General features: G+C 58.1%; 21 protein-coding genes and 1 pseudogene. 14 read left to right on the top strand and 8 right to left on the bottom strand.

The window, feature by feature from the left end:
• Window positions 1–140: 140 nt before the first annotated feature.
• Window positions 141–2,213: a methionine--tRNA ligase gene (gene metG, locus NXF97_RS04985; RefSeq protein WP_274956665.1), complete on the bottom strand. Its 2,073-nt coding sequence runs from the start codon at window positions 2,211–2,213 to the stop codon at window positions 141–143.
• Between the two features lie 176 nt (window positions 2,214–2,389).
• On the opposite strand from metG, the gene apbC reads away from it, so the two are divergent.
• Complete coding sequence (apbC, locus tag NXF97_RS04980; RefSeq protein WP_022372882.1) at window positions 2,390–3,475, top strand: iron-sulfur cluster carrier protein ApbC; 1,086 nt, start codon at window positions 2,390–2,392, stop codon at window positions 3,473–3,475.
• A 212-nt stretch (window positions 3,476–3,687) separates the two neighbouring features.
• Here the strand turns inward: apbC and recN are convergent, their stop codons facing one another.
• The 4 genes from recN to NXF97_RS04960 all read right to left on the bottom strand — a co-directional run bounded on the left by recN (window position 3,688) and on the right by NXF97_RS04960 (window position 9,240).
• On the bottom strand, window positions 3,688–5,343 hold the full coding sequence (gene recN / locus NXF97_RS04975; protein WP_274956664.1) for a DNA repair protein RecN: 1,656 nt from the start codon (window positions 5,341–5,343) through the stop codon (window positions 3,688–3,690).
• Between the two features lie 23 nt (window positions 5,344–5,366).
• Window positions 5,367–6,332: an NAD(+)/NADH kinase gene (locus NXF97_RS04970; protein ID WP_022372880.1), complete on the bottom strand. Its 966-nt coding sequence runs from the start codon at window positions 6,330–6,332 to the stop codon at window positions 5,367–5,369.
• Between the two features lie 97 nt (window positions 6,333–6,429).
• Entirely contained in the window at window positions 6,430–7,512 is a 1,083-nt protein-coding gene (locus NXF97_RS04965; protein ID WP_022372879.1) for an NAD(P)/FAD-dependent oxidoreductase, read from the bottom strand.
• Between the two features lie 207 nt (window positions 7,513–7,719).
• Complete coding sequence (locus NXF97_RS04960) at window positions 7,720–9,240, bottom strand: M48 family metalloprotease (protein WP_274956663.1); 1,521 nt, start codon at window positions 9,238–9,240, stop codon at window positions 7,720–7,722.
• A gap of 149 nt (window positions 9,241–9,389) precedes the next feature.
• Between NXF97_RS04960 and moaC the strand changes: the two genes are divergently transcribed.
• Genes moaC through NXF97_RS04945 form a run of 3 tightly spaced genes read left to right on the top strand, consistent with a single transcriptional unit; the run spans window position 9,390 to window position 10,952 of the window.
• Window positions 9,390–9,890 carry a cyclic pyranopterin monophosphate synthase MoaC gene (moaC, locus tag NXF97_RS04955; RefSeq protein ID WP_274956662.1) on the top strand — a complete coding sequence of 167 codons (501 nt, stop codon included), beginning with the start codon at window positions 9,390–9,392 and terminating at the stop codon, window positions 9,888–9,890.
• A gap of 7 nt (window positions 9,891–9,897) precedes the next feature.
• Window positions 9,898–10,617 (top strand): AzlC family ABC transporter permease, encoded by a 720-nt coding sequence (locus NXF97_RS04950; protein WP_022372876.1) that lies wholly within the window; start codon window positions 9,898–9,900, stop codon window positions 10,615–10,617.
• The gene (locus NXF97_RS04945) at window positions 10,614–10,952 is read left to right on the top strand and encodes a branched-chain amino acid transporter permease (RefSeq protein ID WP_274956661.1); all 339 of its coding nucleotides are present in this window, start codon (window positions 10,614–10,616) and stop codon (window positions 10,950–10,952) included. Before NXF97_RS04950 ends, NXF97_RS04945 begins: the two co-directional genes overlap by 4 nt.
• A gap of 17 nt (window positions 10,953–10,969) precedes the next feature.
• Here NXF97_RS04945 and NXF97_RS04940 read toward each other — a convergent pair whose 3' ends face one another.
• Window positions 10,970–11,215, bottom strand: coding sequence for a hypothetical protein (locus NXF97_RS04940; protein WP_274956660.1), 246 nt, complete (start codon window positions 11,213–11,215; stop codon window positions 10,970–10,972).
• A 293-nt stretch (window positions 11,216–11,508) separates the two neighbouring features.
• On the opposite strand from NXF97_RS04940, the gene NXF97_RS04935 reads away from it, so the two are divergent.
• Together NXF97_RS04935 and NXF97_RS04930 are read left to right on the top strand one after the other, a co-directional pair.
• Window positions 11,509–13,608 carry a glutamine--tRNA ligase gene (locus NXF97_RS04935; protein ID WP_084765846.1) on the top strand — a complete coding sequence of 700 codons (2,100 nt, stop codon included), beginning with the start codon at window positions 11,509–11,511 and terminating at the stop codon, window positions 13,606–13,608.
• Window positions 13,609–13,694: 86 nt separating this feature from the next.
• A complete protein-coding gene (locus NXF97_RS04930) occupies window positions 13,695–14,453 on the top strand; it encodes an endonuclease (protein ID WP_274956659.1) in 759 nt (252 codons plus the stop codon).
• A gap of 69 nt (window positions 14,454–14,522) precedes the next feature.
• Here NXF97_RS04930 and NXF97_RS04925 read toward each other — a convergent pair.
• Together NXF97_RS04925 and NXF97_RS04920 are read right to left on the bottom strand one after the other, a co-directional pair.
• A pseudogene (locus tag NXF97_RS04925) lies at window positions 14,523–15,569 on the bottom strand (HipA domain-containing protein); the annotation flags it as partial.
• Window positions 15,550–15,798: a helix-turn-helix domain-containing protein gene (locus tag NXF97_RS04920; protein ID WP_274956658.1), complete on the bottom strand. Its 249-nt coding sequence runs from the start codon at window positions 15,796–15,798 to the stop codon at window positions 15,550–15,552. The gene NXF97_RS04920 and the pseudogene NXF97_RS04925, both read right to left, overlap by 20 nt.
• A gap of 292 nt (window positions 15,799–16,090) precedes the next feature.
• Between NXF97_RS04920 and glyA the strand changes: the two genes are divergently transcribed.
• The 8 genes from glyA to NXF97_RS04880 all read left to right on the top strand — a co-directional run bounded on the left by glyA (window position 16,091) and on the right by NXF97_RS04880 (window position 25,842).
• Entirely contained in the window at window positions 16,091–17,353 is a 1,263-nt protein-coding gene (gene glyA / locus NXF97_RS04915) for a serine hydroxymethyltransferase (RefSeq protein ID WP_274956657.1), read from the top strand.
• A 209-nt stretch (window positions 17,354–17,562) separates the two neighbouring features.
• On the top strand, window positions 17,563–18,027 hold the full coding sequence (gene nrdR, locus NXF97_RS04910) for a transcriptional regulator NrdR (protein ID WP_022373921.1): 465 nt from the start codon (window positions 17,563–17,565) through the stop codon (window positions 18,025–18,027).
• Window positions 18,024–19,145 carry a bifunctional diaminohydroxyphosphoribosylaminopyrimidine deaminase/5-amino-6-(5-phosphoribosylamino)uracil reductase RibD gene (ribD, locus tag NXF97_RS04905; protein WP_074009711.1) on the top strand — a complete coding sequence of 374 codons (1,122 nt, stop codon included), beginning with the start codon at window positions 18,024–18,026 and terminating at the stop codon, window positions 19,143–19,145. The genes nrdR and ribD overlap by 4 nt, the downstream gene beginning before the upstream one ends.
• A gap of 55 nt (window positions 19,146–19,200) precedes the next feature.
• The gene (locus tag NXF97_RS04900; RefSeq protein ID WP_022373919.1) at window positions 19,201–19,824 is read left to right on the top strand and encodes a riboflavin synthase; all 624 of its coding nucleotides are present in this window, start codon (window positions 19,201–19,203) and stop codon (window positions 19,822–19,824) included.
• Between the two features lie 26 nt (window positions 19,825–19,850).
• Window positions 19,851–20,918, top strand: coding sequence for an NADH:flavin oxidoreductase/NADH oxidase (locus NXF97_RS04895; protein ID WP_274956656.1), 1,068 nt, complete (start codon window positions 19,851–19,853; stop codon window positions 20,916–20,918).
• Between the two features lie 115 nt (window positions 20,919–21,033).
• Complete coding sequence (locus NXF97_RS04890) at window positions 21,034–22,440, top strand: TolC family protein (protein WP_274956655.1); 1,407 nt, start codon at window positions 21,034–21,036, stop codon at window positions 22,438–22,440.
• 18 nt (window positions 22,441–22,458) lie between these two features.
• Window positions 22,459–23,457 carry an HlyD family secretion protein gene (locus NXF97_RS04885; protein ID WP_274956654.1) on the top strand — a complete coding sequence of 333 codons (999 nt, stop codon included), beginning with the start codon at window positions 22,459–22,461 and terminating at the stop codon, window positions 23,455–23,457.
• A 12-nt stretch (window positions 23,458–23,469) separates the two neighbouring features.
• The gene (locus NXF97_RS04880) at window positions 23,470–25,842 is read left to right on the top strand and encodes an ABC transporter permease (protein WP_274956653.1); all 2,373 of its coding nucleotides are present in this window, start codon (window positions 23,470–23,472) and stop codon (window positions 25,840–25,842) included.
• Window positions 25,843–25,889: the final 47 nt, after the last annotated feature.

Here is a 25,889-nt window from a genome sequence, read left to right as displayed (position 1 = left end):
AAGACATAACCGGGCCTTCACGGGCCCGGCATCAAAACGCCGGACGCTCTCTTTGCGGGACGTCCGGTTTTTTAGTGCCCGCAAAAAAGCCCGAAGGCTTTTTGAAACCTTCGGGCTTAAGTCCTTAACGGATCTGTGTCTTAATGAAGCCGCATACCGGGCTTGGCGCCGGGGAAGGGCTCAATGAGGTAGACGCCGCTCTTTTTGTCAGAAGCGTCGCTTGCTGCAAGCACCATGCCTTCGCTCACGCCGAAACGCATCTTGCGGGGTGCGAGGTTGGCAATCATCACAACAAGCTTACCCACGAGGTCTTCGGGCTTATAAAAGGCCTTAATGCCGGAAAAGACCTGGCGCAGACGTCCTTCGCCCACGTCAAGTTTCAGACACAAAAGCTTGTCGCTGCCTTCAACCGTTGTGCATTCGACAACCTTGGCAACACGCAGATCGGTCTTCACAAAGTCATCAATCGAGCAGGTAGCGGCAATGGCTTCACCGCCCGGGAGCACGGCTTCGGCCTTTTCTTCAACTTTGGCTTCCCCCGGAACGAGGGCATCGAGGTGCTTTTTCATGTCAACGCGGCCCATGAGGTGCTCAAACTTCGAGATGGGATGCGCGGATGTGAGCGGCGTATCGACTGCGGCCCAGGTGAGTTCCCCGCAGTTAAGGAACTTCTCCACGCGCTCAGCGGTCGCGGGAAGAATGGGCTTGAGGTAGAGCGTGAGCAGCCGGAAGGCTTCCAGGGCAATGGAGGCGGTGCGCTGCAGGGCCGGGGCTTGGGCGGGATCCTTGGCCTGTTCCCAGGGCTTTTCGCTGTCCACAAATTCGTTGACGCGGTCGGCAAGTTCCATCACGCGGCGCACCGCAGCGGCGTATTCGCGGTTTTCAAAGTCTTCGAGGATTTCAGGGGCGGCGGCGCGGATTTTGACAAGCAAGTCGTCTGCCATCGCGGCGTCGGAGACTTTGCCTTCAAAGCGCGAGAAGATAAAGCCAGCGGCGCGGCTTGCGATATTGACGTACTTGCCGATCAGCTCGGAATTAACGCGCGTTGCAAAGTCAGCCTTCGTAAAGTCCACGTCTTCGACGCGGCTTGTGAGTTTGGCGGCGAGGTAGTAGCGCAGCCACTCGGCGTTCATGCCGAGACGAATGTATTCAAGGGGGCTGATCCCCGTACCGCGGGACTTACTCATCTTGCGGCCATCCACGGTCACAAAGCCGTGCACGTTGATGTGGTCCGGCACACGGTAGGGTTTGCCGGCAAAGTGCAGCATCGCCGGCCAAAAGAGCGTGTGAAAGTAAATGATGTCCTTGCCGATGAAGTGAATCTGTTCGGTCGCAGGGTTCTCAAGTTCCTGCGTGAAGTCAAGGCCGGCTTTCTTGCAGTAGGCCTTAAAGCTTGCAAGATACCCCACCGGAGCGTCAAGCCAGACGTAGAAGTACTTGCCCGGAGCGTCCGGAATTTCAATGCCGAAGTAAGGCGCGTCGCGGGAAATATCCCAGTCGGCAAGGCCTGATTCGGTACCGAGCCACTCTTCGTCCTTGGCAAGAACCTCAGCCTGCACACGGGGCTTGCCGTCAGCGCCGTTGCCGGTTGTCCACTCGCGCAGGAATTCAACGGCACGGGGGTCGGAGAGCTTAAAGAAGTAGTGCGTGGAGGACTTGATCACAGGGGTGGTGCCGGAAAGCGCACTTTTCGGATCCACAAGGTCCGTGGGCGAATAAACCGATCCGCAGACTTCGCAGCTGTCACCGTACTGGTCCTTGGCGCCGCACTTCGGACACGTGCCCTTGATGTAGCGGTCGGCGAGGAACATCCCTTTTTCGGTGTCGTAGAACTGTTCGATGTCCTTGGTGTAGATAAGGCCGGCGGCCTTGAGTCTGCGGTAGATGTCCTGGCTTAATTCCGTGTTTTCGGGGCTGTCGGTGCAGTGCCAGTGATCAAACTTAATGAAGAAGTTGTCGAGGTACTCTTTGCGGCCCGCGGCAATTTCCGCAACGAACTGCTGCGGCGTCACGCCTTTTTTCTGCGCGGCGATCATGATCGGAGCTCCGTGGGCGTCGTCCGCCCCCACAAAGTGCACCGTATTGCCGCACATTCGCTCATGACGCACCCAGATGTCGGCCTGGATGTACTCCATGATGTGGCCGATGTGGAAGGGGCCGTTTGCGTAGGGCAGAGCGGTCGTCACAAAAAGATGGCGTTTCTTGTCAGTCATGATCACTTAAGCTAATGAGACGAAAGTACGGCTGGTAGCCCGCCGCTGTATAAGCGGGTGCAGGCGTAAGCCGTTAAACTATGCATTTTAATGCCGCAGGCGCTGTAGCGTCTGCTCCTATTGTTTTCTCTGAAGCCGTGCCTTGCGGCGCGGTTTCTTCTGATCTGGTTTTTGGTATGCATCCCGACGAACTCCGTAAGATTCTTGAGGCGGTCGCCGACCCCGTGTGCGGCCGGCCCTTTTCTGAACTTAAGGCCGTAAAGGCTGTGGAAGAAAAAGACGGCCTTCTCTGTGTGACCGTCAATCCGGGCTACCCCGTGAAGTCAACGGCCGCCAAGATTGAAAAGCTCGTGAAGGACAATTTGGCCGCCGCAGGCGTTGCCGAAGACAAAATCCGCGTCACGGTGACCGGCAACATCATCGCGCACCGCGTGCAGCGCACGTTAAAGACGCTCGCCAACGTCAAAAACATCATTGCCGTGAGTTCCGGCAAGGGCGGTGTGGGTAAGTCCACGGTTGCCGCAAACCTCGCCCTTGCGCTTAAAGCCGAAGGCGCTAAGGTCGGCATGCTGGACGCCGACATTTACGGGCCCTCCCAGCCCACGATGCTTGCCGCAAGCGGGCAACCTGAAAGCCTTGACGGCGTCAATATGGAACCCATTGTGAGTTACGGTATTGAAATCAATTCCGTGGGCTTCATGATCGATCCGGGCGAACCCATGATCTGGCGCGGTCCCTTGGTTGCCCAGGCGCTCACGCAGCTTTTGAACCAGACGGCCTGGCATGACCTCGATTACCTTGTGATTGACATGCCCCCGGGAACCGGTGACATTCAGCTGACGCTCTCCCAGTCGGTTCCTGTGACCGGTGCCGTCGTCGTTACGACGCCTCAGGACATTGCGCTTCTTGACGCCAAAAAGGGCCTGCGCATGTTTGAGAAGGTCAACGTCCCGGTGTTGGGGATTGTTGAAAACATGGCGCTTTACGTCTGCCCGGAATGCGGCCACATGGAACACATCTTCGGTAAGGGCGGCGCCGAACGCATGAGTAAGCAGTACAACGTGCCGGTTTTAGGGCAGCTGCCGCTTGAAGCCGATATCCGAGAGGACGCTGACCGCGGTATGCCCACGGTGGTCGCCAAGCCCGACAGTAAGACCGCGGAAATTTACCGCGAGATTGCGCTGAAGGCCGCTGCCTATGTGGCGCTGGCGGCCCGCGACACGAGCCGCATCATGCCGGGCGTGAAGGTCGTAAACGACTAAGCGTTTCTGTCGGTTAAGAAAAAGGCGGGCCTTGCGGTCCGCTTTTTTCGCAGAAAACGGACGGAAAAATCTCTTTTAGATTCCCAGGACTCTGGCAGTCAGTTGCGGGCGGTGTATGGTTTAAAAAACCGACAAACTTTTCGAAAAGCGCTTTTTGTCGGTTGTATCCGACAAATTTTCAAAAATCGGAAGTTTGTCGGATAGAAAAGAGCTTACTTTTCAGCCGCCGCAAGCATTTCTGCTGCGGCACTGCGGGTGGCCTCGGTGATGACGGTGCCGCCTGCCATACGGGCGATCTCGTCGACGCGCTCTGCGGGCGTGAGGTCGGTAAGGTGCGAGACGGTCTCCCCGTGCTCAGTTTTCTTCATCACCTTCCACTGATTGTTGCCGCAGGCAGCGACCTGCGGCAGATGCGTGACGCAGAGCACCTGCCTTGAGGTTCCGAGGCGTCTTAAAAGGCGTCCTACCACTTCGGCAACGGCCCCGCCGATACCGCTGTCGACTTCGTCAAAAATCAGGGTCGGCACGGGCGTAATCTGTGCGGTAATGACGGCAATCGCAAGCGAGATGCGGGCAAGTTCGCCACCCGAAGCGACCTTGGTGAGCGCGCGGGGTGTGGCGCCCGCGTGGCCGCTTACCAAAAACTCACAGCGCTCAACGCCCCCGGCCCAGGGTTCGCACGCAGGCAGCGCGACCTCAAGCCGGCCGCCCGCCATCGAAAGCGTCTGCATTTCCGCGGTGACCGCCTTGGAAAGTTTGGCGGCGCCGGCTTTTCTCAGAGCCGTCAATTCCGCGGCCTTGGCGAGAAATACCTTTTTGTCGGCGGCTTCCTTAAGCCGCAGGCCGTCCAGGTCCGCGCTTTCTTCGATTTCCGAGAGCCTTTTTTTGGTTTCTTCCCAGAGAGTAAAGAGTTCGTCGGGTGCCCGGTGAAATTTTCGGGAGATCCGCCAGTAGGCGTTAAGCCGTTCGTCCACTTCTTCAAAGCGGCCTTCGTCTAAGTCACAGTGATCCAGATGCCGGCCGATATCGCGCGAGCAGTCATCAATGATGGTGCAGGCCTGCTGAATGCTTTCGGCATATTCAGCATAGGTTTCATCGTACTTTGAAGCACTCACAAGCTCATTGTGGGCGCGTGTCAGAAGGTCGCAAGCGCTGTCCGAGCCGTCCGTGAGGTTTTCAAGCGCTCCCCGGACATTGGTGAGAATGTCGGCGGCGTTGGAGAGCATCGAGTGTTCGTCGCTTACCTTATCCCACTCGCCTTCCCGGGGATTGAGTTCCGCGAGGATCTCATTCATCCAGGACAGTTTTTCGCTTTCGGCCTGCAGCCGCTCGCGGTCTTCGGTGGCTTGTTTGAGTAGGAGCGCCGTCTTCTGCCAGGCGTCCCACGCGGCCTTGACGGCCAGAAGCTGCGGTTTGACGTTGGAAAAGCCGTCCACGAGCTGCAGCTGATGCGAGGGCTTTAAAAGCGACTGATGCGCGTGCTGCCCGTGGATGTCCACGAGCCGCTCGCCCAGTTCCTTCATCTGCGCCACAGTGACCGGAGTGCCGTTGATCCAGCAGCGCGAACGCCCCTTGACGTCCACCGTGCGGCGCAGAAGTAGTACGCCGTCTTCGCTTGTGAGTTCCGCGGCTTCAAGCCAGGCAGAGGCTCGGGGCGTTGCGCTGAATTCCGCGGTCACCTCCGTGCGCTCGGCTCCTTCACGGATCACGCCCGTGTCGCTTCGCGCCCCGAGAACGAGTTCCAGGGCATCAATGAGAATCGATTTGCCCGCGCCCGTTTCACCGGTCAGGCAGGTAAGTCCCGCCTTGGCTTCAATCGTGAGCGTGCGGACGATCACAAAGTCTTTCAGTGACAGGAGTGTGAGCATGGTGTGTGTCTCGTCGGGCGGCGTTACGGCAGAAACGGATCGGCTTTTGGAGTGTCATCGTTCTCGGCGTCAGGCTCCCGGCCGGTGATTTCCTTCACGTGAATCGGTTTTTCCGCCTGCGGCAGGTAGTTCCATTTGAGTTTGCGGCGCAGAAGGTCAAAGTGGTTGTAGCCGATGGGATGCAGCATCGTAAAGGTGTTCGGAGACACCGACACGCGCACGATGTCGCCCACGGCGACGTCAAAGAGCACCTGGGCATCGAAACTGGCGACCGCACTGCGGGTTTCGTTGATTTCGATATCCACGACGGAGGTGGAGGAAAGCACCACGGGGCGGTTGGAAAGCGTATGCGGGGCAATCGGCACGAGAAGCATGGAAAGCACATGCGGGTGCATGATGGGGCCGCCCGCGGCCATCGCGTAGGCGGTGCTGCCCGTGGAAGAACTCACCAAAACGCCGTCGGCGCGCTGCACGGCCATCTGCTGGCCGTCAACGTAAACCGTGTATTCGACCATGCCGAGGGCGCGGCCGTGGCTGATGCCGATGTCGTTGACGGCAACGCTTGAAAAGATTTCTTCGCCGCCACGGAAAATGCGTCCGAAAAGAAGGTGCCGCCGGTCGGTCTGACAGTGGCCTGCGAGCATCATCGGAAGAATCCGGGGCATGTCCTCAAGCACAATGTCCGTGATAAAGCCGAGGCGCCCGGCATTAATCCCGATGATGGGAATGTCGTGGGGCCAGAGGCGCCGCGCCGCGCTTAACATTGTGCCGTCGCCGCCCAAAACCACGGCAACGTCAGCGCGTGAGGCGAGCTCCTCGTCAGAGAGTACCGGCCAAGGCGCCTCGCCCTCAGCAAAGTACGACCCCGTCTGCTTATCCAGAAGCGGCTCCAGGCCCGATTTCAAAATGAGCTTGATCAACGCTTCAATATAGGGCCTCATGGGCCCTGCGGGCTTGGAGAAAACGGCGGCGCGTGAAAAGTGAGGCATAGAGGAAAATTCCAGTGGCCAAAACCCAAAAAGACGCGAAACAACACAAATGGGCTGTTTCGCGTCCGTCGGATGATGCCGGTGTCAGAGTCCCGGATTAATCATCGAGATCCGGCGTTTCCACGCCCAGCACCTTATGCAGTTTCGGGCTTGTGGTCGTGTACTGCAGGAAAACCTTCTTTTCCGGGAAGACGTAGTGCGAGGCGCCGAAGGCGGCCAAAGCACACTCATGAAAGCCCGAAAGAATGAGCTTTTTCTTGCCGGGATAGGTGTTGATGTCACCCACGGCGAAAATGCCCGGAATTGAGCTTTCAAACTTCTCGGTGTCAACGACGATCTGCTTGCGCTCAAGCTGAAGTCCCCAATCGGCAATCGGGCCGATCTTGGGCTGAAGACCGAAAAAGACCAGGAGGTGGTCAAGCGGCATGCGGCGCGTGACGCCGTCGGCGCCGGTGACGCGGATTTCAGTCATGCGGCCGTCTTTTTCTTCAAAACCGGTGACCTGGCCCACTTCAAACTGCATTTCCCAGTTTTCGCAGAGTTCCTTCATCTTGGCAACGGACGCAGTCTGCGCGCGGAACCCGTCGCGGCGGTGAATGAGAACGACGCTCTCGGCCTTGCCCACGAGGTTGAGGGTCCAGTCAAGGGCAGAGTCGCCCCCGCCGCAGATCACGATATTTTTGCCCTTAAAGAGTTCGGGGTCGCGCACACGGTAGTGAAGCTGCGTGCCTTCAAACTTTTCAATGCCGGGAACGCGCAAGGGCCGGGCCTGGAAGGAACCCACGCCCGCGGCGATAATGACGACCTTGCAGAGGAACCGTGTCCCCTTGTCGGTTTCAACGTCAAAACGCCCGTCTTCGCGTTTTTTAACGACCGTCACTTCTTCGCCGAGGTGAAACTGAGCGCCGAAGGGGTGAATCTGCTTTAAGAGGTTTTCGGTGAGTTCGTACGAGGAATACACCGGCACCGCGGGGATGTCGTAAATGGGCTTGGTGGGGTAGAGCTCCATGCACTGGCCGCCGACATTTTTCAGCGAGTCGACAACGTGGGCCTTGATTTCAAGAAGTCCCAGCTCAAAGACCTGGAAAAGCCCGACGGGACCGGCGCCCACAATAACGGCATCGGTTTCAATCACATCGTCGGTGTGCGGTGCAATGGTCAGATAATCTTCAATTGCCATGGTAACGGTAGGCCTGAAAAGGCCTTTCTGATCGAATTGAGTAAAGCCCGAAGGCGGGCGCGGGATCCTGCTTGTTCAAGCACGCCGCAACGCCCGCTCGGAGTCGCAAAACTTCGTCGGGTGACAGTTAAGGGCATTTTCGCATATTTCAGGGCGCGTGAAATCATCCGTTCGTGGGCTTTTTTGCATGCAAAAAAGGCGCACGGCTTACTTCTGCCGGTCTTTTTCTTCATCGAGCACAATACGGCGCTGCTCACGTAATTTCGCGTCGATTTCGCTCATCGTGTAGAAGTCGCCGTCGTTGGCCTGCTGCGCCTTGTCAAACTGATAGACCGCGGCGCGGGCGTTACCCATGAGGGCGTACATGTCCCCGGTGGCGGCAAACGCAAGAGAGCGCTGCCCTGTGGCCTCATAGCTTCTGGCAAGCATCGCAAAGTAATCCGGGTCTTCGTGCGAAAGTGCCGTCTGGTTTCGGAGAAACTTCAGCACTTCCGTGTTTTTGCCGGCCTGCCAGAGAAGTTCGGCATAACTTTGCGCGGCCATCGCTGAGTCCGGATAGCGCTCGTAGGTCTTTCGGGAGAGCTTTAAGGCGGCATCTTTTTCGGATGCGGTTTTTGCAAGCGCATAGCTCATCTCGGCAAGGTTTTTGTCAAGAATAATGCTGTCGTCCCTCACACTTTGCGCGGCAAGCCGGGCTTCCGAGAGGGCCTCGGCTTTCTTATTCATGCGCGAAAGGGCGATACTCAACCCGTAGTGCGCCGCCGCGAGTTCCTTCCCCTTAGCCTTTGCCAGGGCGTCCCGGAAGTAGCGGCTTACCTTGAGCCACCCGTCGTAGCCTGTTTCCTGCAGCACGCGGCAGCGCGCCTGAATGAGGTAAAAGTCAAGACTGCTCGGGTAAACCGCATGCTTGATTCCCTTGGTGCGGTTTTCCATGTCGCTTAAGCGTTCATTGGTAAGCGGATGGGTGGACAAAAAGGCCGTGGCGTTGTTTTCGTAGTAGCGGTTGCTTTTTTGCAGCCGGGCAAAGAAGTTTTCCATGCCGTGGGGGTCAAATCCGGCGTTGACGAGCGTCTGAAAGCCGATGCGGTCGGCTTCGCGTTCGGCGTCCCGGGAAAATTTAAGCTGATTCTGAATCAGAGCCCCTTGTGTTCCGAGGGCAATCGCCATGGCGGCGTCACCCCCGGAGGAGCCGCCCGCCTTGGCGGCCAAAAGCGCGAGAAGAATTGAACCGAGGGTGATCGCAAGCGAGTCTTTTCCGCCCGCAATCATGCGGGCAATGTGGCGCTGCGTGACGTGCCCGACTTCGTGCCCGATGACGCCCGCGAGTTCACTCTCGTTTTTGGCGGCGACGATGAGCCCTGTGTGCACCGCAACAAAGCCCCCGGGCATGGCAAAGGCGTTGAGGCTTGCGTCACGCAGCGGGAAAAAGACGAAACTGAAGGGCTGCGAGCGGCCGGCCGCAACAAGCCGCCAGCCGAGGCGGTTTAAGTAGTCCGCAATTTCTTCGTCGGGAAGATACGTTTTGTCGGCGCGCACCTGGCGCATGAGGGTTTCACCCAAGGCCCGTTCGTCCGCAAGCGACAGATCGGCCCCTGCCACCGTGCCGAGGCTCGGGAGGTTTAAGTCGGGGAGAGGCTGCCCGGCGGCAAAGGCGCCTGCCGCGGGCGTGAGCGCCAAAGAGGCGCAGACAGCGGCGATGACGGAGTGTTTGAAAAAAGCGGTTTTCACAATGCGGCCGGTATGAGTTGGTAATACTGCAGAAGACGGGCTTTTCCATAAAGTCCGCTGACAGTGTTCCCGCTATCATAGCGGCCCGATGCAGGCCCTTTTCAGGCAGGCAACAAATTTGTACGAACTCTTTTCGTGTGGTTACAGAAATGGCAGAACTGACGCATTTTGATGCCGCGGGCAACGCGCATATGGTGGATGTGGGTGCAAAGGACGAAACAAAGCGCCTTGCGCGCGCCGTGGGAAAAATCCGCATGAAGCCCGAGACCTTTGCGCTCGTTGCTTCCGGTACTGCAAAAAAAGGTGACGTGATCGGCGTGGCGCGGATTGCCGCGATCATGGCAAGTAAAAAGACCTCTGAACTCATCCCCTTGTGCCATCCGATTGCGCTTACGCACGTCACGGTTGACTTTGAGCTTTGCCCCGAAACAAGTGAAGTCCTCTGCACCGCCGTCTGCGAAACCAAGGGGCAGACGGGCGTTGAGATGGAAGCGCTCACGGCGGTGGAAGTGGGACTTCTCACGGTCTACGATATGTTGAAAGCCGTGGACCGCTTTATGGAAATCGGCGGCATTCACCTCGAAGAAAAGGCGGGCGGCAAGTCCGGCCACTGGGTGGCTGCCGACACCAAGGCAACGTTTGAGGACTGAGCGCGTCATGCCGGAAGTGAGAGAAGGCAGCGCATTTGCCGCTGCCTTTAAGGATTCCATCCCCGTTTTTATGGGGTACGTGCCCCTGGGGATCGTTTTCGGTTTTCTTTTTGTGCAGGCGGGCGGCAGCTGGGAGATGGCGGCCTTGGCAAGCCTCATCGTTTACGGCGGTGCCTCGCAGTACATGATGATTCCGATGCTTGTGGCCTCAATGCCCGTGGCGGCGATTGCCCTTGCGACACTCGTCATCAACCTGCGGCACGTCTTTTACGGGATTTCGCTTCTCACGAAAATCCCGCAGCACGGCTGGAAGCGCTGGTACATCGTTTTTGCTCTCACGGACGAAACCTTTTCGCTTTTGACGATTCTGCCGGAAGGTACGCATGCGGCTCGGGTGGTGTGGCTCGCGTTTTTAAACCATATGTGGTGGCTTTTGGGCACTGTGATCGGTGCCGCAATCGGCGCTCAGGCCCAGACTGACCTCGTCGGCATTGACTTCGTGCTCACCGCGCTTTTTGCAATGCTTGCTGCCGAGCAGTGGCGGGCGCGCGTTTCGGCCTGGCCCCTTGTGGCGGCGCTCGTTTCCTTTGCTTTGGCGCGCTGGCTCTGGCCTGATTATGCGCTTGCCGTTTCCATGGCCTTTTGCGTGGCAGCGGGCTTTGTCTGGGCCGTCAAGCGCCGCAAAGACGCCTGTGTGAGAGGTGATGCCGCGGGAGGCGCACAATGAACGATACGCTTTACGTCATCACGGTGTTTCTCGCGATGGGCGCCGTGACTTTTGCCGAAAGAGCGCTTCCCTTCGTCGCAAGCCGCTGGCTTAAAAACCAGGCCTGGGTAAGAGATGTCGGCAGTTTCCTGCCGCTTGCCGTCATGGTGCTTTTGGTTTTAAGCTCCGGTGCCGGCTTTGCCGCGGGACACACGGGGCTGCCGTGGCAGGAAACCGTGAGTGTGCTTCTCACGGTTCTTGTGCAGTGGTTTTTCAGAAGTTCACTTGTGAGTATCTTCGCCGGAACGGCGCTTTACGTGGTGTTGCGCAATAATCTGCTTGCGGGAATTTTCTGAGTACGGAGTCTGCGATGCTAAACAACCCGCGCTTGAAAGCGCGGGGTTTGCTGACACGGTGCAGGCTTTCCCGTAACAGCCAAGGTTTTTGAGGCCTTGTCTGCCCGGGCGTCCCCTGCACCACAGGAACATTTAAAACGCAACCGCTCTACGGGTACGGGCTTCATCAGCTCGATCCGTCGGTTCCGGCGAAGGACTGCTTCGTCTTGCCGATTCGCTGGTTTGTACTGTTGCTGAAAGATGAGCTTCTTTCTGCCAGGCATCCGGGGCTTCAGTCTTTATCACCAGATCCAGAGCCTCGAGCGTCCACGTCTTGGCCTTCCAACGAACCCTGTTTTGTTTGATTTTCCCTCAACGCTGTGCAAGCCGCAGCCGGTCTGCGGCGTTAAAGATTCCCGGTTCTGAAGCGGGTTGGCGTCAAAGGACGAAACTCAAGGCATTTTTGCCGGGAAAACCGCTGTTTTGCTGTTTTGAAGCCGCGCCTTTTCCATTAAAATGGAAAAATTACGCCGCGCAAAAGGCGCTGCAGTCCTTTTGCCGGAAACAACACGCAATCATGACCATGACCGATACGGAAAAGAAAACCGAAGGTGCCGAAGGCGCCGTGAAAACGACCAATTTCCTGCGCAACATCATCGAGGCCGATCTTGCCGAGGGCAACAATCTGCCGCGTTTCTGGTGCGGACATCCCGCGCCCTACACGGAGCAACAGGAAAAGGGGGCGCCTGACGTTGCAAAAATCCGCACGCGTTTCCCGCCGGAACCCAACGGCTACCTCCACATCGGTCACGCCAAGAGTATCTGCCTGAACTTTGGGCTGGCGCGTGACTACGGCGGCTACTGCCACATGCGCTTTGACGACACCAATCCGGTGAAGGAAGACCAGGAGTACGTTGACGCGATCAAGGAAAGCGTCAACTGGCTCGGCTTTGACTGGAAGCACGGCAAAGAGGTCGACCTCTACTACGCATCCAACTACTTTGACTGGATGTATGAGTTTGCCGAGCACCTCATTAAGACCGGCTACGCCTACGTTGACGAACAAAGCGCCGACGAGATGCGCGAAAACCGCGGCACGCTCACCGAGCCCGGCAAGAATTCCCCCTTCCGTGATAGAACGCCCGAGGAAAACCTCAGAATCTTCCGCGAAATGCGCGACGGCAAGCACGCCGAAGGCTCCATGGTTCTGAGAGCCAAGATTGATATGGCTTCGCCCAACATCAATCTGCGCGATCCCGCGATCTACCGTATCCGCTTTGCCGAACACCAAGCAACCGGCAACAAGTGGTGCATCTACCCGATGTACACCTTTGCGCATCCGATTGAAGATACGCTTGAAAACATCACGCACTCGATCTGCACGCTCGAATTTGAAGACCAGCGCGCCTTCTATGACTGGGCGCTGGAGCGTGTGGTGCCGGCACTGCGCGCACCGCAGTTTGCTGAAGCAAAGAAAATTTTGGCTGACATGGAAGCCGGGCGCGACGAGCGGGCGCTTGCCTTTGCGCGAGCTGCCTTTAATGCCCGCGAAAAGCTCGGGCAGAGTGCACCGGAAGCCGCTATGGCCGAACTCTTTGACCACTGGAGCGCGACGGGCGGCCCGGAGACTCTTACAAGCACCGAAGGAAAGACCTTCTTTGCGCTTTTGACGCAGCACGCGGAAAACTTCACGCCGCTCTTACAAGCCGCGCTCTCGGTGGTCCGGAAGAACTTCTTCCTTTTGTCGCATCAGTACGAATTTAACCGCCTCAACCTCACCTATGTCGTTTTGAGCAAACGTAAGCTCATCCGCATGGTCACCGAAAAGCTCGTGGACGGCTGGGATGATCCCCGCATGCCCACGATCGTCGGCCTGCGCCGCCGCGGCTATACGCCGCAGGCACTGCAGAACTTTGCGGAAAAGTGCGGTGTGAGCCGTGCCGCGGGCGGCTGGATTGATTACAGCGTGCTTGAGCAGAGCCTCAGAGAAGATCTTGAAGCCACGGCCGTGCGCCGCATCGGTGTGGTAAATCCCCTCAAACTTGTGATCGACAACTATCCGGACGATCTCACCGAGGAACTTGAAGCCCCGAACCATCCGCAAAAGCCCGAGATGGGAAGCCGCAAGCTCACGATGAGCAAGACCCTCTGGATTGAGGCCGATGACTTTGCGGAAGTGCCGCCGAAGGGCTACCGGCGTCTGACGATTCCCGCGGACGGTACGCCCGCCAAGCCCGTGCGCCTGCGCTACGGCTATGTGATCGTGCCCGTGTCCTTTGAAAAGGATGAAAACGGCAAGGTCACCTGCGTGCATGCCAACTATCTCCCTGAAACGAAGACCGGGACAGCGGGCGCCGATTCGGTGAAGACGAAGGCTGCCATTCACTGGCTTGACGCCAAGACCGCGCGTGCCGCTGAAATCCGGCTCTATGACCGGCTCTTTACCGAAGCTCATCCCGATTCCGCGGACGACTTCACGACCGTCATGAACCGCGACAGCAAGCGTACCGTCACGGGCTATGTGGAACCGGCGGTTGCAGAGGCTGCCAAGGACGAGCGCTTCCAGTTTGAACGTACGGGGTACTTTGTCACTGACCGCGTCGATCACACGAGCGACCATCCGGTGTTAAACCTTGCCGTCGGCCTGCGTGACAGCTGGGGCAAGGCCGCGAAGTAAGGTAATGTTGAATTAAACAGTAAAAGGCCGACGGCGGGAAGAATCCTCTCCGGACGGCCTTTTCGTTTTTGGGAAAAGTTTGAAAAATGAAGAAGGTTTTCTTATCAGCTCTTACAACGGCTGCCGCAGCGGCCTTTCTTTCGGTCGGTACGGCTTACGCTGCCGGCAACACCACGATTGACTCCTTTAACGAAGCCAAGAAAACGCTGGAGCGAAAGGTCTACATGGATCACCGTGTGACTTTCTACTGCCGTGCGGTCTTTGACTCGCGCAAAAACATTACGCTGCCGGACGGTTTTACGACGCCCAAACACGAAAAGCGGGCGCGGCGCATTGAGTGGGAGCACGTCGTGCCGGCGGAAAACTTCGGGCGCTTTTTTAAAGAGTGGCGTGAGGGCGATGCCAAGTGCGTGGATAACCGTGGCAGGAACTTTAAGGGCCGCAAGTGCGTGGAAAAGGTGAACGAAGAGTACCGCTACATGCAAAGCGACATGTATAACCTTTATCCGGCAATCGGCGCCGTCAATGCGTTGCGCAGCAACTATAACTACGCGATGCTGCCCGCAGCCAAGGTGACATTCGGCACGTGTCCAATGAAGATCGAAGACCGCCGCGCTGAGCCCCCGGAATACACCCGCGGCACGATCGGCCGCACGATGCTTTATATGGCGGACAGTTACCCCAAGATGCGGCTTTCAGATCAGCAGCGAAAGCTCGCCGAAGCCTGGGCCAAACAGTATGCGCCTGACGCTTGGGAGTGCACCCGCGCCAAGCGTATTGCGCGGCTTCAGGGTAATGAAAACAAGTTTGTTGCGGAAGCCTGCCGTAAAGCAGGGCTCTACTGATCTCTGTTGTTTCGTCTGTGAGCAGGGCGGCGTGCCCGACGCTGCCTGCTCACAATCATCCCCTGCGGCCATCGCAAGACTGTGGCTGACGCCGTCAACCTGCAGCACGGAGACGAGGTCATACCAAGGTGCGTCCGATAAGCCGTCTTTACCGACAAAGAAACTGAAAGTCTTACCGTGCGCATCGGTGTTGCCGATGACGGTGTTAAAAAGCAGCCAGTCCAGAAGGGACGCAGCCGTCCGTGCCCGAAGTGCGGGATCAGCAAACCGCACGAGAGAAAAAAGCCGCACAAGACTCACGCCGGTACGGATGGCGGCAACATCGCGGCTGTCTCCGAACGGCCGCTCGTACTTGTAGGCAGAGGTAAGGCCCAAGGCCTGACAGGCGTCAATGACGTGCCGGCGCCACACGCGTTTCTTGCCGGCACGCAACTCCGTTTTTCTGTCAAAGCGAAAAACTTCTAGAACACGGTGTTCTCCCATGCGGAAAAGCCGGGCTTGAGCAACAGGATGGCCGAGTGCACGGGCGAGCTCCAGTGACAGAAATTCGTTGATGGCGAGAAACGGAGAGCCCTTCGGCTCAAACTTCAGAATCCGGTCGGAGGCAATTGTTGAGCCTTCCGCAAGCACATAGCGGCCGTCAGTCATCAGGAGGTTGAGTTTGGGCTGGGCGCCGGCAACCGTCACGCGCGGCCGGTTGTCCCAGAGATCCATGGGATGCGTGTCAGGCGCTTCGATGCGGCTTGTAATTTCAGCGGCCGTGACCGGGCGGATTGTCTCCCTGACTTCGCCAGAGGTACCGGCCGTGAGCCTCATGGCACCTGGAAGATCGTAGCCTAACTTAAGCACCAGGCCGATTTTGTTGCCTGCCGAGATCTGTGTTGCCAAAACCAGGTTTTCAAAGGCCCGGCTTTCAGGCAGCATGTTTTCAAAAAAGGCAGTGACGGCGCGGGAGTCGGCGGGCCCGGTGAGAGGAAGCGCCGGGCTTAAGGCAAAGCCCGAGGCTTTCCAGTCATCCGTGTAGGTAAGGACCGGATCTTCGGGCGTGAGTTGTACACGGGCGGCGAGCCGGTTGCCCACCCAAATGCCGGCGGACTCAGAACCAGACAATCTCATCCGCCTTTTCCGGCTCCGGAGCAGTGATATTGAGCGTGCAACCCAGAAGACCGCAAACGGCAAGCACTGTGGACACCCGCACATCGCGGCCTTTTTCCAGCGCAATGAGTGTCTTTTTGGTAATGCCGGTCATGTCGGAAACCGCATCGAGCGTGAGTTTCAAGGCTCTGCGCCTTTTGTATACCGCTTCGCCCAAAGTAGCGGCCGCCGTGTCTTCGGTAAAAAGCACGGGGGTTGTGCTTTTTTGTTGGCTGTCAGCGAAATAGTGTAGTAAAGGATACTTTTATCGTGTCCAAAACAAAAAGTGTAGAAAAAAGATACTTTCTGTTTTCCGGTCTGAATCGGACGGCTTCAGAGATCCGGGATGCAGGCAAAGACTGCAGCGGTGCTGTTTTTCTTTGTATGCAGCCGTTACCCGGCTACATGGCCTATGCAACGCGCTTTTATAATCTTTCCGCTTTTTCGGGCACGCCTTGGTGTGCTCTCATTACTGACTACGACACTCTCAGGAAGACTTTCCCATGTTTGAATACAGCAAAACTGCCGCCGTCACCGACGCCGAAGTCTGGAAGTACATCGAAGACGAAATGCAGCGTCAGGAACAGCACATCGAAATGATTGCAAGCGAAAACTATGCTTCGCCTGCCGTGATGTCTGCCCAGGGCAGTCAGCTCACCAATAAGTACGCCGAAGGCTATCCCGGCAAGCGTTACTACGGCGGCTGCCAGTTCGTCGACGAAGTCGAGCGCATTGCCATTGCCCGCGCAAAGAAACTCTTCTGCGAACCCGCGGGCGTTGAGATGGCCGTAAACGTGCAGCCTCATTCGGGCGCTCAGGCCAATGCCGCGGTCTTTATGGCGGTTCTCAATGAGGGCGACACCTTCATGGGCATGAGTCTTGCCGACGGCGGCCATCTCTCTCACGGCATGCACCTTAATTTCTCCGGCAAGTTCTTCCACTGCGTGCCCTACGGCCTCGGAGAAGACGAAAAGATCGACTACGATGAAGTCGAGCGCCTTGCCAAGGAAGCCAAGCCCAAGCTCATCGTGGCCGGGGCTTCGGCTTATTCCCTCAAGATTGATTTCAAGCGCTTTGCCGAGATTGCGCATAGCGTCGACGCCCTTTTGATGGTTGATATGGCGCACTACGCCGGGCTTATCGCCGCAGGAGTCTACCCGAGCCCCTTCGGCTACGCCGACATTGTGACGACCACGACGCACAAGAGCTTGAGAGGTCCGCGCGGCGGCATCATTTTCTGCCGTCCGGATCTTGAAAAGAAGATCAATTCCGCGGTGTTCCCGGGCATGCAGGGCGGTCCCCTGATGCACGTGATTGCCGCCAAGGCCGTGGCGCTCGGTGAAGCGCTTACACCGGAATTTAAGGCCTACGGCGAGCAGGTTGCCAAAAACGCGAAGGTCCTGGCGGAAGAACTCACCAAGCGCGGTCTGCGGATCGTTTCCGGCGGTACCGAAAGCCACGTGATGCTCGTGGACCTCAGAGCCAAGCACTTAACCGGCAAGGCCGCTGAAGCGCTTCTCGGAGAAGCCCACATCACGGTGAACAAAAACGCCATCCATAACGATCCGGAAAAGCCCTTTGTCACCTCGGGCCTGCGCCTCGGGACCCCTGCGATGACCACGCGCGGCTTTAAGGAAGAAGAAACGCGCGAAACCGCGAACCTCATTGCGGATCTTTTGGACGCCCCCGAAGATCCCGCGGTGCTCGCCCGCGTGCGTGAAGCCGTGGACCGGCTCACCGCGAAGTTCCCGGTCTATCGCATGTAATCAGTCTGTCAGCGGGCTTATAAGCCCGCCTGACACGGACCGTCCGAAGCATCCGCTTGCAAAATCGGTGCGCTTCGGGTGTTTTTTTTGCGGTTTACGGTCTCATCCCGCATACAATTAAAGGATGCACACCCGAAAGACACCATATCCAGTGGTTGCCTGCGGCGTGCTTCGGCACAGATTGCGCCGTTTGTTTTGGGAGAGAAGGCATGCGCTGCCCCTACTGTAAGGCCAAGGATTCGGCTGTTATTGATTCACGTGCGAGTGAGGACGGATTCTCGATCCGCCGCCGACGGCAGTGCGAATCCTGCGGTAAACGCTTTACAACCTTTGAGCGTGCTGAGCTGAACCTCCCGACGGTCGTTAAGCGTGACGGCGGGCGTTGCGAGTTTGACCGCGAAAAACTCAAGGGCTCGATGCGCCTTGCGTTAAGAAAGCGTCCGGTAACGATGGAGGCGATTGAAGCCTCGATTGACGCGATTGAACTGGCGCTCATGACCATGGGCGAAAAGGAAGTTCCGAGCGCCAAAATAGGCGAACTCGTTTTAAAAGAGCTCAAAAAGCTCGACAGCGTTGCTTACATCCGCTTTGCAAGCGTTTACTTTAATGTCGACAAACCCGAGGGTTTCCGCAATCTGATGCGCGACCTCGAAGCCACGCAGCACAACAAATGACGGACGTTAAAGACATTAAGGCTGATCCGGCCGATGAATTCTGGATGCGGCAGGCGCTTGAAACCGCGAAAAACGCCGAACTCATTGCTCCTCCGAACCCGGCGGTGGGCTGTGTGATTGTGAAAGACGGCGTTGAGCTCGGAAGGGGCTCAACGCAGGCGCCGGGCTCAGCGCACGCTGAAATCAGTGCGATTAACGACGTATACGCCAAGGGCATGACGCCTGAAGGTGCCACGTTTTATGTGACGCTTGAACCCTGCTCGCACTACGGAAGAACCCCTCCCTGCGCACTGCGCCTGATTAAGGAAAAGGCGGCGCGCGTGGTGGTGGGAACCACTGATCCCAATCCCCTCGTGGCCGGCCGCGGCATCGCGATGCTCAAAGACGCTGGTATTGCCGTCACAACGGGCGTTTGTGAAACCGAAGCGATTGAATCCAACATCGGCTTTATCACCCGCATGAAGCGGGGCACCCCCTGGGTACGGATGAAGCTTGCGGCCAGTCTTGACGGGCGCACGGCGCTTGAAAACGGGATGAGCCGGTGGATTACGTCAGAAGATTCCCGCGAAGACGGGCGGCTCATGCGCGCGCACTCTCAGGGGATTTTGACGGGTGTGGGAACCGTACGGGCGGACAATCCCCAAATGAACGTGCGGCTGCCCGGCAACTGGAAGGATCCGCCGAAATTTGTGTGCGACGCCCGGGGCTCGATACCCTCGGAAAGCCGGATTCTGGAAGGCGCCCCCTGCACGGTCTTTGTCGCCGAAAGCGCGTCAGAAGAAGCCGTGGAGCGGATCACGGCCGCGGGCGCTCAGACCGTGCGCGTTGCCGAAACCGAGCTCGGTAAGCTCGATTTGGGGGAAGTGCTTCACGAAATCGGGAAAAGAGAAGTCAATGTGCTTCATGTGGAAGCCGGAGCGAGGCTTTCGGGGTCGCTGATGACCGCGGGCCTTGTGGACGAAATTGTTCTTTATGTGGCGCCCTGCTTTATGGGCAGCGGCAAGGTTCTCGCGAGCCTTCCTCACTTTGAGCGCATGCAGGATATCTACCGCTGGCGGTATCACGCCGTGGCAACGGCCGGCAGTGACCTTAAAATCGTGCTTCGCCCGCAGTCGTAAGACTGCTGGTGCGTAACGAAAACAGATTTTCAGACATCAGAAAGGAGTTTCTTGAATGTTTACCGGGATTATTCAGGCTGTGGGTAAGGTGCGCGAACCGGAAAAGCTCGGTGACGGCGTGCGCCTCACGATTAAGACTCCTGCGGAATTTCACCTCGAAGAGGTGCATGTCGGGGACTCGATTGCAGTTAACGGCGCCTGCATGACCGTGACCGGCATTGAAGGCGACTCCTTTACGATTGACGTAAGTGCCGAGAGCCTCTCCAAGACCGTTGGCCTTAACACCTTCGGGTTTGTGAACCTTGAAAAAGCCATGCGGCTCGGTGACCGTGTGGACGGCCATCTGGTGAGCGGACACGTCGACGGCGTCGGTCAGGTCGAAGTGATGGAACCCAAGGCCGAGAGCTGGCACCTGGTGATTCTTGCGCCCAAAAAGCTCTCTCCGTACCTTGCCTACAAGGGCTCTGTGACGGTTAACGGTGTGTCGCTTACGATTAACTCCGTGGAAGACACGCCGGTGGGCGCCCGTATTTCCATCAATCTCATCCCGCACACCGTGGAAGTGACGACCTTAAAGAGTCTGAAACCTCAGGACGGCGTGAATCTTGAGATCGACACGATTGCCCGTTACGTTGAGCGCATGATCAGCCTGCGCGACAACACGGACGATCTTTTCTAAACGAGCATTTTGCAGCGGAGGCCTTCATGACGCTCTTATTTTCACCGCTCACACTGGGAAAACTGAAGCTTGTGAACCGCCTCTGTGTGCCGCCGATGTGCCAGTACCGCGCCAAAGACGGGGTGCTTCAGGCCTGGCACCGGGTGCATTATGGAAAATTGGCGGGGTCGGGTGCCGGGCTCGTCGTTGTGGAAGCAACGGCTGTGACGCCTGAGGGCCGCATCACGCCTGCGTGTCTCGGGCTCTGGAACGATGAGCAGACCGAGGCCTTTAAGGCGCTCACCTCGGAATGCCGCGCCGTAAGCCCCGAGACCAAACTCATGATTCAGCTCTCGCACTCGGGCCGCAAGGGAAGCCGTACGGTTCCCTGGGAAGAAAGCCGCTTTCTGACGCTTCAAGAGGGCGGCTTTGCGATTGAAGCGCCGTCCGCCGTCACGTGCGGAGAATCCGAAAGCCTGCCGCGGGAAATGACAGAAGATGATATTCACCGCGTGATTGAAGCCTTTGCGGCGGCCGCAAAGCGCGCTCAGGCTGCAGGTTTTGACGGTATTCAGATTCACGCGGCGCACGGCTACCTCATTCATGAATTTTTGTCGCCGGTGACAAACCGCAGAACGGACGGCTGGGGCGGAAGCCTCGAAAACCGGATGCGCTTTGGGCTTGCCGTCATTAAGGCCGTGCGCGAAGCCGTGCCCGATATGGCGCTTGCGGTACGCGTTTCCGCCACCGATTGGATCGAGGGCGGCTGGACGGTGGAAGATACCGTGGCGTTTCTCAAGGCCGCAAAGGCGCTTGGGTGCGACGCGGCGGATGTGAGTGCCGGAGGGCTTGATAAGGCGCAGCAGATGCCGGAACTCAAACCCGGCTATCAGGTCGAATACGCGCGCGTTGTGAAAAAAGAAACGGGGCTGGTGACCTTTGCCGTGGGACTTATTAAGGAGCCCCTGCAGGCTGAAGCCATCCTTGCCGCGGGGGACGCCGACGGGATCTGCGTCGGCCGCGAGATGCTCAGAAACCCCAACTGGGGGTGGACCGCCGCACAGGCCCTGCACGCCATGGTGGCCTTTCCGCCGCCTTACCTTCGGGCCTTCTGATTTTTCTGCGGTTTCTTAGTATTTCGGCCAAGGCGCAGTGCCCGTGGCACGGGTAAGATTCCGCCTCATCCGAATGTATGAATTAAACCGCGGCCTTGGTCCGCGGAAAAGTCTGATGGTACGACATTTTTCCTGCGTAGCCGCGCTCTGTCTCGGGGCCCTGGTTTTTCAGACGGCAGCCGCCGCTGACGCGCTTTCCTTTGACGAAGCCCGTGCGCTTTTTCACGAACGCTCCGATATCTTCCGCGCAGACGCCGCGGAAGTGGAGCGCGCCCGGTTAACGGCCGAAAGCGCCAAATGGCTCTCCGGTCCCAAGATCGACATGATGGCCATGCATATGGAAGGCCGCAAAGAGCTCGACCTTGATATTGACGTGCCCGCGAACCTGCAGGCGATGGGGCCGATGCTGGGTGCTGCTTTGGGCGTTGGTCCCATTTCCATCCCTTCAACGATTAACGTCGGCCAGGAGCTTGACTTGGGTGGGCCGCGCGCAACCATTCAGGCGTATTGGCCGCTTTATACGGGCGGGCGGATTTCCGCCAAGCAAAACGCGCTGGAGCAAAAAGTCCGGGAAGCCGATGCCGCCAGGAGTGAACGCTTTGAGATGAAGGACGCGGAACTTGCGGGCCGCTACTGGGGCGTGCAGCTTGCGCGTTCCGTGGAAAAGCTCCGAAGCGACATGCTCGCCGATGAAGAGGCGCAGCTCTTGCGTGCCGAGCGCTTTGAAAAGAAAGGGATGATTTCCAAAATTGAGCGCATGAGCGTGGAAGTTTCGCGCGATACGGCCCGCCGGGAACTGGCCTCAGCGCAGACGGGCGCGAGGGTCGCGGAAGCTGAACTCATGAGTGCGCTCAGAGAAAAAACGCTCCCGGAACTTTCAACGCCCCTTTTCGTTCTCACCGGGAACTTGGGCGTACTGTCCGAATGGCAGAAAAAGGCGCGGCTTAACGCGCCGCTTCTCAGAAAAATCGATGCGCAGCGAAATCAGGCCGAAGAGGGAGTGAAGGCCGCGGAAGGGAATTTTCATCCCCAGGTCTTTGCCTTCGGCATGAAAAACTTGGTGAAACACTACCTCACGCCGGTGGAGCCGGACTGGATGGCCGGAATCGGCGTGAAGTTCACGCTTTTCAGTAACAGCGACCGCATGTCCGACATTGCGGCGGCAAGGCAGCTCGTCACCAAAGCTGAAGCCGCGCGCGCTGAGGCCGATAATGCCCTGATGACCGCGGTTGAAGTGGCGTTTCTGCAGACCACGCAGGCCCGTGAGGAATATGACCTAACGGCCTCGACCGTGGCGCTCGCCGCGGAAAACCTGAAATTGCGGCAGATAAGTTTTAACGAGGGGCTTTCCACGGCCCTGGACGTACGGGAAGCCCGCACGCAGTTAATCGGCGCGCAGATCGCGCAGCGTGCCGCCGCCTTTAAGTTTGTCGTTGCCTGGGTGCGGCTTCATGCCGCCAGCGGCGTGATGCCGGAATTCATGCAGACGCTCACGCGTGCGGACCTTGTGCCTGTTAAGTAAACGGATTAAAAACAAAAATTGCAGTCAGCCAATCAGAAATTTTCCAAGATTCCGGCCGTTATCGGGGGCGCTGTTCTTTTGGGCGCGGCCGCCTTTATCGGCTGGGGAATCTGGCAGGCGATGGCGCCGGTGGCGGTTCCTCTTCAGGGGATGATTGATGCCCGTACGGTTTCAGTGGCCGCAAAGGTCCCGGGGCGCCTTGCCAAGGTCCTTGTCAAAGAAGGAGACACGGTGACGGCGGGGATGCCCGTTGCGGAACTGGCGTTACCTGAAATCAATGCCCGTGTGGCGCAGGCCAAAGCCGTGGAGGCTGCGGCGCTTGCGAAGTCCGATCTTGCACAGGAGGGCGCGCGCACGCAGCAGATTGAAGCGGCGAAGGCAGACCTTCAGCGGGCGGCCGCAGCGGCGGCTCTTGCCAAAAACACCTTTGCCCGTATTGATGCGCTTTACAAGGAAGGCCTTGTGAGCGAACAGAAGTGGGATGAAGTCAGGACCCAGCTTTCGGGGGCCGAGAAGGTCAGGAAAGCCGCGTTTGAAAAATTGTCTGCCTTAAAGGAAGGCGCCCGCACGCAGGAAAAGGCGGCCGCAAAGGCGCTTGCGGCGCAGGCTGCCGGGGGTGTGGCTGAAGCTGAGTCTTTGGCCGGTGAAGCTACGGTGCACGCCGTGACCGCGGGCGAAGTCACGCGCATCGTGATGCATGAAGGCGAAGTGGTTCCTGCGGGTTTTCCGTTGGTGCTTGTCACGGACCTCACCGACAGCTGGGCTGTTTTTAACGTCCGTGAAGATGAACTCCCCGGCATGGAAAAGGGAACGGTTTTAAACGCTTACCTGCCGGCCCTTAAAAAGACCGTCGCCTTTAAGGTCTACTGGATCAATCCCAGAGGCGAATACGCCGTGTGGCGCGCGACGCGACAGTCTTCCGGCTACGATATCCGCACTTTTGAAGTGCGGGCCCGCCCGGTTGAGCCCGTCGCAAACCTGAGGCCCGGCATGACGGTTGTGATTGAACGCAAGTAACCCGGGGGCACGATGCTCTGTTGGTTTAACCGTGTTGCGCGTGTGGCAGCCGCTGAAGTGCGGCAGGTTCTCGCGCACCGAGTGGAGTGGCTTACGGCCGTCGTTGTGCCGCTCATCTGGCTTGCGGTGTTAACGCTTGCGTTCGGGCCAGGGCTGATGACGCAGTTGCCCGTGGGGCTCGTTGACGCCGATAAGTCGGCTGCCTCGCGCGAAGTCGTTGAGACCCTGTCCGCCATTCCCTCGGTGCAGTTTAAGTCCTTTGAGTCCACACTGGAAGCCGATAGGGCGCTGCGCGGCGCCAAAATCTACGCAGCGCTTACCATCCCTCCTGACTTTGAGCGGGAACGCCGCCGCGGGGTGGGTGCCCCTGTGGTGCTTGAAATCAACAAGACCTATTACGCGATCGGCACGATTCTGGAACTTGACGTCAAAACAGCGCTTGCCGCACAGAAGGTCGCCAATTTGGCCGTGCGCATGACGCAAAAAGGCGGAAACTTCACGGAAAACGCCAAAAATCTGCGCGTGACGATGCCCGAAGTCTATTTTCTCGGGAACACCGGTTTTAACTTCGTGGCCTATCTGCTCCCCACACTCATTCCGGGCGTGATGGCATTGGCTGCCCTTTTGGCGTTTGTCAGTACGCTCGTGCGTGAGTGGCGCACGGGGCGCGTGAGAGGACTTCTGAAAACCGCCGGGGGATCGGTGACCGCGGCGGTTGCGGGGAAACTTGCGCCGTGGCTTGCCTTCTGGCTTTTGATGTCCTGCATCTGGGTCGCGGGCTTTGCGGGCTGGGGCGGCTGGGGAACGGCCGGCCCCGTGATTCTCTGGTTTACGGCCGCGTGGCTTCTCATACTTTCGATGGCCGCGCTTGCTGTTCTTGCGGTTGCCGTGTCGCCCACCTGGGTGATTGCGCTTTCCTGCTCGATCTGCCTCATTGCCCCGACCTTTCCCTTTACCGGGTTTTCGTTTCCGCTCGACTCAATGACGGCGGGCGCGCGTGTCTTCGGGATGCTTTTGCCTCTCACGCACTTTCTGGAAGCGCAGGGCCAGATTTGGGTGCTGGGGTCTCCGCTGGACGCCATAGCGAAAAAGGAACTTTTGATGTGCCTTTTCCCTGCGGTCTTTTTCACCGCGGGCCTTTTGATTCTTTCGGTGCGGATGAAGTCCTGGAAGGCCAACGAACTCGCCGCACGTGATGTGCCGGCAGTAACGGCAAAGTACCGGGAGGAACTCACGGGGTTTTGGCGCACCTTTGCGCTTACCTTAAAAAAGATATTCATTTCCCGCGACACCATTGCGGTATTCGGTGCGGCCGTTGCCTTTTACCTTCTCTTTTACGGCTGGCCCTACAGCACGCAGCAGATTGAAAACGTGCCGGTGGGGGTGGTGGACTTGGACAGAAGCCCGGCTTCAAGGTCGCTCATTTCTGAGCTTGACGCGGCAAGCACCTCCAAAATTGTGTTTGTGGTGCACGATGAAGCCGAAGGGCTTGACGCCTTTAAGCGCATGAATGCCGATACCCTCATCACGATTCCGCACAATTACGCCGAGGAACTTGCGCGCGGCAGAAACGTCACCGTAAACGTTTTGGGTAACGGCGCGTACCCCGTTAAAACCCGTGCCGTGCAGGCAACGATTGCCCGCATTGTCGGGGACACGGAAGAGCGCATGAATCATGCCTCCTGGATGACGGCGGGGGTTTCTCCGGAACTTCTTGCGGCGGCGTCCCGCCAGGCACCCGACATCATCGTGAAGTACCGCTTCAACGAGATTTCCGGTTACGGCAACTACACCGTGCCGATGGTGGGGCCGCTCATTATTCAGGCGGTGCTGTTTTTCGGCGTGGGGCTGTCTTTCGGAGGGTGGCTCAATGAAAAGCCGCGCCAGCGCTTTATCCGTGATGCGGTCAGAAACCCTTTTTACGGGGCCGTGGCGGTGTTTCTTGCGTTTTGGTCGGTGGCGCTCGGGTGGTTTTTGTACATGCAGGGCTTTGACTTCTCGTTCGGGGAGTACGGGGCCATGCAAAATCCGTTTGCGGTGTTTTTGGTCGCCTTTTGCTTTACGGCGGCCGTGACCGCCTTTGCCATGGCAGCGGCCACGCTGACCGGAAACGGGTGGACGGCGCCCGCGGTGGTCATCATGTCGGCGCCGGTGTTCTTTATTTCGGGGGCCGTGTGGCCCCTGGAAAACCTCAACCCCTTCGTGCAGGGCTTTGCGCAGCTTATTCCCACGACGCCCGGGATTGTGGCTTCTGCCGCTGCCGCGCAGGACGGTGCGGCGACGGCGGATATTCTGCCCGCGTGCCTGCAACTGGTGCTTCTGACGGCGCTTTACCTCACAATTCTCTTTTGGCGGCTGTTTGCGGTGCGCCGCAATGCTTTGTAAATACAGTAATTTTTCAATTTGCTCAATGCGCACGGGTAATTTACTCA

Origin of the sequence: Duodenibacillus massiliensis, assembly GCF_928721995.1 — a bacterium.
Taxonomy (GTDB): Bacteria; Pseudomonadota; Gammaproteobacteria; order Burkholderiales; family Burkholderiaceae_F; genus Duodenibacillus; species Duodenibacillus massiliensis.
This window is presented reverse-complemented; position numbering and strand designations above follow the sequence as displayed.

Excerpts from the sequence above, each read along its gene's own strand:
- nrdR (WP_022373921.1), top strand. The coding sequence starts at position 17,563 with ATGCGCTGCCCCTACTGTAAGGCCAAGGATTCGGCTGTTATTGATTCA.
- glyA (WP_274956657.1), top strand. The coding sequence starts at position 16,091 with ATGTTTGAATACAGCAAAACTGCCGCCGTCACCGACGCCGAAGTCTGG.
- NXF97_RS04950 (WP_022372876.1), top strand. The coding sequence starts at position 9,898 with ATGCCGGAAGTGAGAGAAGGCAGCGCATTTGCCGCTGCCTTTAAGGAT.
- NXF97_RS04880 (WP_274956653.1), top strand. The coding sequence starts at position 23,470 with ATGCTCTGTTGGTTTAACCGTGTTGCGCGTGTGGCAGCCGCTGAAGTG.
- apbC (WP_022372882.1), top strand. The coding sequence starts at position 2,390 with ATGCATCCCGACGAACTCCGTAAGATTCTTGAGGCGGTCGCCGACCCC.
- NXF97_RS04935 (WP_084765846.1), top strand. The coding sequence starts at position 11,509 with ATGACCATGACCGATACGGAAAAGAAAACCGAAGGTGCCGAAGGCGCC.
- metG (WP_274956665.1), bottom strand. The coding sequence starts at position 2,213 with ATGACTGACAAGAAACGCCATCTTTTTGTGACGACCGCTCTGCCCTAC.
- NXF97_RS04970 (WP_022372880.1), bottom strand. The coding sequence starts at position 6,332 with ATGCCTCACTTTTCACGCGCCGCCGTTTTCTCCAAGCCCGCAGGGCCC.
- NXF97_RS04940 (WP_274956660.1), bottom strand. The coding sequence starts at position 11,215 with ATGCCTGGCAGAAAGAAGCTCATCTTTCAGCAACAGTACAAACCAGCG.
- NXF97_RS04890 (WP_274956655.1), top strand. The coding sequence starts at position 21,034 with ATGGTACGACATTTTTCCTGCGTAGCCGCGCTCTGTCTCGGGGCCCTG.
- recN (WP_274956664.1), bottom strand. The coding sequence starts at position 5,343 with ATGCTCACACTCCTGTCACTGAAAGACTTTGTGATCGTCCGCACGCTC.
- NXF97_RS04945 (WP_274956661.1), top strand. The coding sequence starts at position 10,614 with ATGAACGATACGCTTTACGTCATCACGGTGTTTCTCGCGATGGGCGCC.
- NXF97_RS04895 (WP_274956656.1), top strand. The coding sequence starts at position 19,851 with ATGACGCTCTTATTTTCACCGCTCACACTGGGAAAACTGAAGCTTGTG.
- NXF97_RS04900 (WP_022373919.1), top strand. The coding sequence starts at position 19,201 with ATGTTTACCGGGATTATTCAGGCTGTGGGTAAGGTGCGCGAACCGGAA.
- ribD (WP_074009711.1), top strand. The coding sequence starts at position 18,024 with ATGACGGACGTTAAAGACATTAAGGCTGATCCGGCCGATGAATTCTGG.
- NXF97_RS04965 (WP_022372879.1), bottom strand. The coding sequence starts at position 7,512 with ATGGCAATTGAAGATTATCTGACCATTGCACCGCACACCGACGATGTG.
- moaC (WP_274956662.1), top strand. The coding sequence starts at position 9,390 with ATGGCAGAACTGACGCATTTTGATGCCGCGGGCAACGCGCATATGGTG.
- NXF97_RS04930 (WP_274956659.1), top strand. The coding sequence starts at position 13,695 with ATGAAGAAGGTTTTCTTATCAGCTCTTACAACGGCTGCCGCAGCGGCC.